Source organism: Streptomyces sp. NPDC001832 (assembly GCF_040297265.1).
GTDB lineage: Bacteria > Actinomycetota > Actinomycetes > Streptomycetales > Streptomycetaceae > Streptomyces.
In genome coordinates this window covers 1-5,858 of the sequence record NZ_JBEOYU010000080.1, presented here as the reverse complement: position 1 = coordinate 5,858, position 5,858 = coordinate 1, and the positions used below count along the sequence as shown (strand labels likewise).

The following is a 5,858-nucleotide window of genomic DNA, read 5'->3' as shown; positions in this document are numbered from 1 at the left end:
AGGTGTGTTGGTGCGGAACGCTCATGCGGACTTCGCCTTCCGAGAAGTGCCGAAAATGAGGAATCGTTCCTGCGGTGGACTGCCATGAGGCGGATGGCTGAAAGGGTCCGGTCGTCGGATGTTCACGGAGCGGTGGGCAGGCGCCGGAAGCAGACCGGAAGGGGTAAATCGCTGGTGACGGGTGAGTGTCACCGCGGTTGGCAGGGAACCTACGGCGGCTTGCGCCGATTGGTCAAGACCCGAATCCGTCGGAATGCGATGTGCCGGTGCCGGATGTGTCGTCCTCCGCGTTGTCGATCCAGCCCAGCGAGACGCTGATCCGCTGGGCTGCGTCTCGTACCTGGCCGCCCAGTTCCTGGTAGCGCCAGGCCGGCAGACCGAGCTTGAGGCCGGTGATGGAGATGGCTCCGGCGCACACCGAACGGTCGTCGAATACCGGCGCGCCGATGCAGATGATGCCCTCGGCGTCCTCCTCGTCGTCCAGGGCGTAGCCGACCCGGGCGATGTCGCGCAGATGCGACAGGAAGGTGGCCGGGTCGGTGATCGTGCGGGACGTGCGCCGGGGCAGCCCGAACCGCGCGACGACTGCGGCGGCCTCGCTCTGCGGCACGGCGGAGAGCAGTGCCTTGCCCAGGCCCGTGCAGTGCGGCAGTTCGCGTTGCCCCATCCGCAGATCGAGCCGGACGCGCTGGTCGAGCTCGACCTGGTCCACGACGACCGCATGGCCGTCCTCGGGCACGGCGAGCCTCGACGCCATGCCGGTGGTCCGGGTGAGCTCGCGCAGGACGGGGTGGGCGACCCCGCGCAGGGACACCTGGGAACGGGCCCGGTCGCCGAGCCGGGCCAGGCTCATGCCGAGCCGGTAGCGGCGGTTCATGCCCTCGCCGTCGTCCGAGACGAGGCCGTAGGCGCGAAGGGTCTGGAGCATGCCGAACGCGGCGCTCTTGGAGATGGAGCAGGCCTGCCCGACCTCCGTGACGCTCAGGCCGTTCCCCTGTGCGGGGGCGGCGAGCGCTTCGAGGATGTCCGCTGCCCTGGCCACGCTCTTGACCCAGTACTTCGGTTCTTCTGGGGCAGCACCGTTCGTCATAGCAGAACAGCCTAGTGCCTCCGGGGGAGGTTGGTTGCGCTGTCTCTCCGAAGTAAGCCTGGGAACGGGCCTTCTGGTGTCCGGGAAGGGGTTGACCGGTCCTGGCGCCGCACGTAATATCCAGCACTGTTCTGCTCTACAGAACAGCGTTCAGTAAAGCGAAACGCACCACCCAAGCACCACGGATCACCCCTCTTCCTGCGGCGACTGCCGGGCGGATGGCGCCAGGGACTCTCGGGCCGGGCAGGGCCTGAGAAGACCGACGACTCTCGACGCAAGGAGTAAGAGATATGAGTTCAGGCCCGGTAGGCAACGAATCCGGAGCCCGACTCGCCGAGCGCGCCCGCCAGGTCGTACCCGGCGGTGTGAACAGCGGTCAGCGCAGCGTTCCCGGACTGACCGACCTGGTCGTCACCGGAACCGACGGCGCACGGTTCCGTACCGCCGACGGACGCGAGTACACCGACTTCCACTCGGCGTTCGGCCCGCCGCTGCTCGGTCACAACGACCCCGACGTGGCCCGCGCCACCGCCGAGGCCGGCGCCACCCTCGGCCACATGGGCGTCGGCGTCACCGAGGGCGAGGTCCTCCTCGCCGAGCAGCTCACCGAACTGATCCCGTCGATCGAGAAGGTGCTGCTCACCAGCACCGGCAGCGAGGCCACGTTCCACGCGCTGCGCGTGTCCCGCGCCGCCACCGGCCGCCGCCTGGTCGTCAAGTTCCAGGGCTGCTACCACGGCTGGCACGACGCGGTCAGCCTCAACGTCATCTCCGCCCCTTCGATGGTCGGCAGCCACGACCCGATCTCGACCGGCATCCTGCCCGAGGTCCTCGAAGCCACCCTCGTCCTGCCCTTCAACGACAGTGAGGCCGTCCGCCGCGCCTTCGCCGAGCACGGCTCCGACATCGCCGCCGTCATCGTCGAACCCGTCCCGCACAACGTCGGCACGCTCCTGCCGTACCAGGAGTTCCTCACCACGCTGCGCGAGGAGACCACCAAGGCCGGCAGCATCCTGATCTTCGACGAGGTCATCACCGGGTTCCGCCACGACATCGGCGGCTGGCAGAAGATCTCCGGCATCACCCCCGACCTCACCACCCTCGGCAAGGCCATCGCCAACGGCGCCCCCGTCGGCGCGATCGGCGGCCGTGCCGACCTGATGGACCTCTTCTCCACCCGCCCCGGCGCCCCCGCCTTCTTCGCCGGCACGTACAACGGCCACCCGTCCGTCGTCGCCGCCGCCCTCGCCACCCTGCGCAAGCTGCGCGAGGAACCGGTCCACGAGCACGTCTTCCGGCTCGGCGACCGTGTCCGTACCGAACTGACAGGACTGTACGAGCGCCTCGGCGTCCCCGCCGTCGTCACCGGCTACGGCTCCGTCTTCGTCAGCTACTTCATGCCGGGCCAGACCCCCCGCACCTACGCCGACCTGCTGAACAACGACGCCTCGCTGTTCGTCGGCTACCGCCGAAGGCTCCTCGACCACGGCCTGTTCGAGCTGCCACTCAACCTCAAGCGCAGCCACATCAGCTACGCCCACACCGACGCCGACGTGGACCGCCTCATCGAGGGCACCGAGGCCGCGGTCAAGGCCGTCCTCGCCGACGGCGGCGCCCAGGACCTCGAGAACACCTCCACCATGGGCGGAACGACCCGCTGATGCTCACCGTCAACCGCACCCGTCCCGCAGGCCCCGCCGGACGGATCACCCGGGTCGAGACCCTGATGCTCGGCACCTCCTGGCGCGACTTCGGCTATGTCCGGGTCCACACCGACGAGGGCCTGTCCGGCATCGGCGAGATCACCCACCCGTACCGGGTCAGCGAGGTCTGCGCCCTCACCGAGGCCCTCGCACAGCGCCATCTCATCGGAGCCGACCCCTTCGACATCGAGGAACTCTGGCTCCGCGTCTACCAGGGCGACTTCCTGCGCGGCGGCGACATGGGCGGCGTCGCCCTGTCCGGCCTCGACCAGGCGATGTACGACCTGATGGGCAAGGCGCTCGGCGTGCCCGCGTACCGGCTGACCGGCGGCGCCTGCCGGGACAACGTACGCGTGTACGCCAACGGCTGGTACACCGGCGAACGCGAGCCCGGGACCTTCGCCGCCAAGGCGAAGGAGACCGTGGCCAAGGGCTTCACGGCCCTCAAGTTCGACCCGTTCGGCCCCGGACTGCACGAGCTGGAACGTTCCGAACTGCGCCGCTCCGTCGAGCTCGTGGCCGCCGTCCGCGAAGCCATCGGGCCGGACATCGACCTGTTCATCGAGGGCCACGCCCGGTTCGCCATGCCGACCGCCGCCCGCCTCGTGCGGGAGCTGGAGCCATTCGACATCGGCTGGTTCGAGGAGCCGATGCCCTGGACCCACATCGAGCGGTACGCGGAACTGCGCCGGCGCGCGGCGTTCCCGATCTCCGGCGGCGAGCACTTCCACAACCGCTACGAGTACAAGCAGCTCTTCGCCACCGACGCGGTCGACATCATCCAGCCCGACCTCTCGATGGCCGGCGGCTTCACCGAGGTCAGGAAGCTCGCCGCGATCGCCGATACCCACGGCATGCTCGTGGCCCCTCACAACTCCAACTCGCCGCTCTGCACCACCGTCTCGGTACACGCGACGCTCGGAATCCCCAACTTCAAGATCCTCGAAACCTTCGACGGACTTCTTGAGGACTACGTCTTCGACGCGCTCAAGGGCACTCTCCCGATCGTCGACGGCCACATCGGCCTGCCGACCGCCCCGGGACTCGGTGTCGAGCTCGTCGACGAGGTCTTCGAGGAACACCCGCCCAGCCACCGCTTCTGGAACATGTTCGCGGACGGCTGGGAGAAGCGGAACCGGACATGATCGTCGACGTCCACTCACATCTTTTCCGGCACAGCCACGACTTCACCGACCCGTTCAAGTCCGACTCCGCCCGCGCCCACGCGGGCGAGGTCGACCTCACAGTGAAGTGGGAAGAGTACGCGGCAACGGCACCCGAGGGCACCCGCACAATCGTCGTCGGCGGCAAGGCGCGGCGCAGCGGGCTCTGGGTCGACGACGCCGCCGTCGCCTCGTACGCCGGACAGCACCCCGACCGGCTGATCGGCTACCTCTCGCTCGACCCCACCCAGCCCGGCTGGCAGGAAGAACTCCGCTACGGCCACCAGGAACTGGGCCTGCGCGGCATCAAGCTGATGCCGATGTACGCGGGCTTCGACCCGGCCGCCGAGGAGTACGACGAGCTGTACGGCTACGCCGAACGGCACGGCCTTCCGCTCCTCGTCCACACCGGTACCACGTTCGTGTCGAACGCACCGCTGGAATGGGCGATGCCCCGCCACCTGGACGCCGTCGCCATCCGCCACCCCGAACTGCGGATGGTCCTCGCCCACCTCGGCCACCCTTTCGAAGGCGAGTGCATCGCGGTCATCCGCAAGCACCCGCACGTGTACGCGGACATCAGCGCCCTGCACTACCGGCCCTTCCAGCTCTGGCACAGCCTTCGGCTGGTCCAGGACTACGGGGTCTTCGACAAGCTGATGTTCGGCAGCGACTACCCGTTCACGACGGTCGACGACTCGGTGAAGGGGCTGCGGGAGATCGCCCGCATCCCCGGCATCCCCGGACTGCCGCCGCTGGACGCGGACGCGGTGGAGGAGATCATCCACCGGCCGTCGCTGGACCTGCTCGGCCTGAACGGCTGACCGGGCCGTCCCCACCGACCTGCCGGTACTGCGCACGGGCTGCCCCCCTGCGCCCGGGCGCCGTACCGGCAGCGGGCCGCCGCGCTCCCCCCTGTGTCCCTGCGCGGCGGCCCACCCTTGGACCGACTGGAGGAACCCCGCCATGACCGCAGCCGCCCCGCCCCGCGGCAGTGACCGCTTCGACCTGACCGGCCGCACCGCGGTCGTGACCGGAGCCGCCCGGGGCCTCGGCCGGGCCTTCGCCATCGGGCTCGCCGAGGCGGGCGCCGATCTGGTCCTTGTGGATCTGCCCGGTGCGGACGGCGTCGCCCAGACCGCGGCGGCCGTCGAGGAGCTCGGCCGACAGGTCCGCATCTACGGACAGGACCTCGCGGACATCGACGCGCTGCCCGGCTTCGTCGATGCCGTACGCGCCGAGGCAGGACCGCTGCACATCCTGGTCAACAACGCGGGAACGGCGGCCCTGGAACGCTTCAACGAGATCACCCCCGCAAGCTGGTCGCACATCATGCGGGTCAACGTCGACGCCGTCTTCTTCCTCAGCCAGCGCATCGCCGAACACATGACGGCGGACTCCGTCGCCGGCCGCATCATCACCGTCACCTCGAAGAACGCCCTGGTGGCGGAGGCGGGCCTGGCCCACTACAACGCCTCCAAGGCCGCCGCCCAACTGCTCACCGAGACCCTGGCGGTCGAGCTCGCCCCGCACGGCATCACCGCCAACACCCTTGCCCCCGGCATGGTCGAGACCCCCATCGACGGCGAATTCCCCTTCGACCGGGAGGCCTTCGAATCCGCGTACCACGAGCGCATCCCACTCGGCAGGTACGCACAACCCGACGAATGCGTGGGCGCACTGCTGCTGCTCGCCTCGGACGCCGGGGCGTATCTCACCGGGGCGCGCATCGTCGTCGACGGGGGAGTTCTCGCCGACCAGATGCCGCGCATGCGTTTCATGCCGCCCTACCGCAACACGATCTGACGCGACCGACCGGTCTTCATCGAGCCGACAACGCGAGGAGTGCCTCCGCCATGTCCGTCAATGCATCGTCGCAACCCAAGTCCTCCGCCTCGCCCC

5 protein-coding genes are annotated in these 5,858 nt (G+C 69.2%); 4 read left to right on the top strand and 1 reads right to left on the bottom strand.

The genetic code is table 11. From position 1 onward, the window contains the following. Positions 1–232 precede the first annotated feature (232 nt). Entirely contained in the window at positions 233–1,090 is an 858-nt protein-coding gene (locus ABT115_RS30525; protein WP_351796674.1) for an IclR family transcriptional regulator, read from the bottom strand. Positions 1,091–1,380: 290 nt separating this feature from the next. Here ABT115_RS30525 and ABT115_RS30520 point away from each other — a divergent pair, with 290 nt between their 5' ends. The 4 genes from ABT115_RS30520 (at position 1,381) to ABT115_RS30505 (ending at position 5,762) form a co-directional block, all read left to right on the top strand. Continuing rightward, positions 1,381–2,751, top strand: a complete 1,371-nt coding sequence (locus tag ABT115_RS30520; protein ID WP_351796671.1) for an aspartate aminotransferase family protein — start codon at positions 1,381–1,383, stop codon at positions 2,749–2,751. Continuing rightward, positions 2,751–3,938: a mandelate racemase/muconate lactonizing enzyme family protein gene (locus tag ABT115_RS30515; RefSeq protein WP_351796668.1), complete on the top strand. Its 1,188-nt coding sequence runs from the start codon at positions 2,751–2,753 to the stop codon at positions 3,936–3,938. The genes ABT115_RS30520 and ABT115_RS30515 overlap by 1 nt, the downstream gene beginning before the upstream one ends. Continuing rightward, the gene (locus ABT115_RS30510) at positions 3,935–4,780 is read left to right on the top strand and encodes an amidohydrolase family protein (protein ID WP_351796666.1); all 846 of its coding nucleotides are present in this window, start codon (positions 3,935–3,937) and stop codon (positions 4,778–4,780) included. The genes ABT115_RS30515 and ABT115_RS30510 overlap by 4 nt, the downstream gene beginning before the upstream one ends. A gap of 142 nt (positions 4,781–4,922) precedes the next feature. Further along, the gene (locus ABT115_RS30505; RefSeq protein WP_351796663.1) at positions 4,923–5,762 is read left to right on the top strand and encodes an SDR family NAD(P)-dependent oxidoreductase; all 840 of its coding nucleotides are present in this window, start codon (positions 4,923–4,925) and stop codon (positions 5,760–5,762) included. Positions 5,763–5,858 lie beyond the last annotated feature (96 nt).

What these genes read in the sequence shown, in the direction of transcription:
- ABT115_RS30505 (WP_351796663.1), top strand. Translation starts at nt 4,923, where the DNA reads ATGACCGCAGCCGCCCCGCCCCGCGGCAGTGACCGCTTCGACCTGACC.
- ABT115_RS30520 (WP_351796671.1), top strand. Translation starts at nt 1,381, where the DNA reads ATGAGTTCAGGCCCGGTAGGCAACGAATCCGGAGCCCGACTCGCCGAG.
- ABT115_RS30510 (WP_351796666.1), top strand. Translation starts at nt 3,935, where the DNA reads ATGATCGTCGACGTCCACTCACATCTTTTCCGGCACAGCCACGACTTC.
- ABT115_RS30525 (WP_351796674.1), bottom strand. Translation starts at nt 1,090, where the DNA reads ATGACGAACGGTGCTGCCCCAGAAGAACCGAAGTACTGGGTCAAGAGC.
- ABT115_RS30515 (WP_351796668.1), top strand. Translation starts at nt 2,751, where the DNA reads ATGCTCACCGTCAACCGCACCCGTCCCGCAGGCCCCGCCGGACGGATC.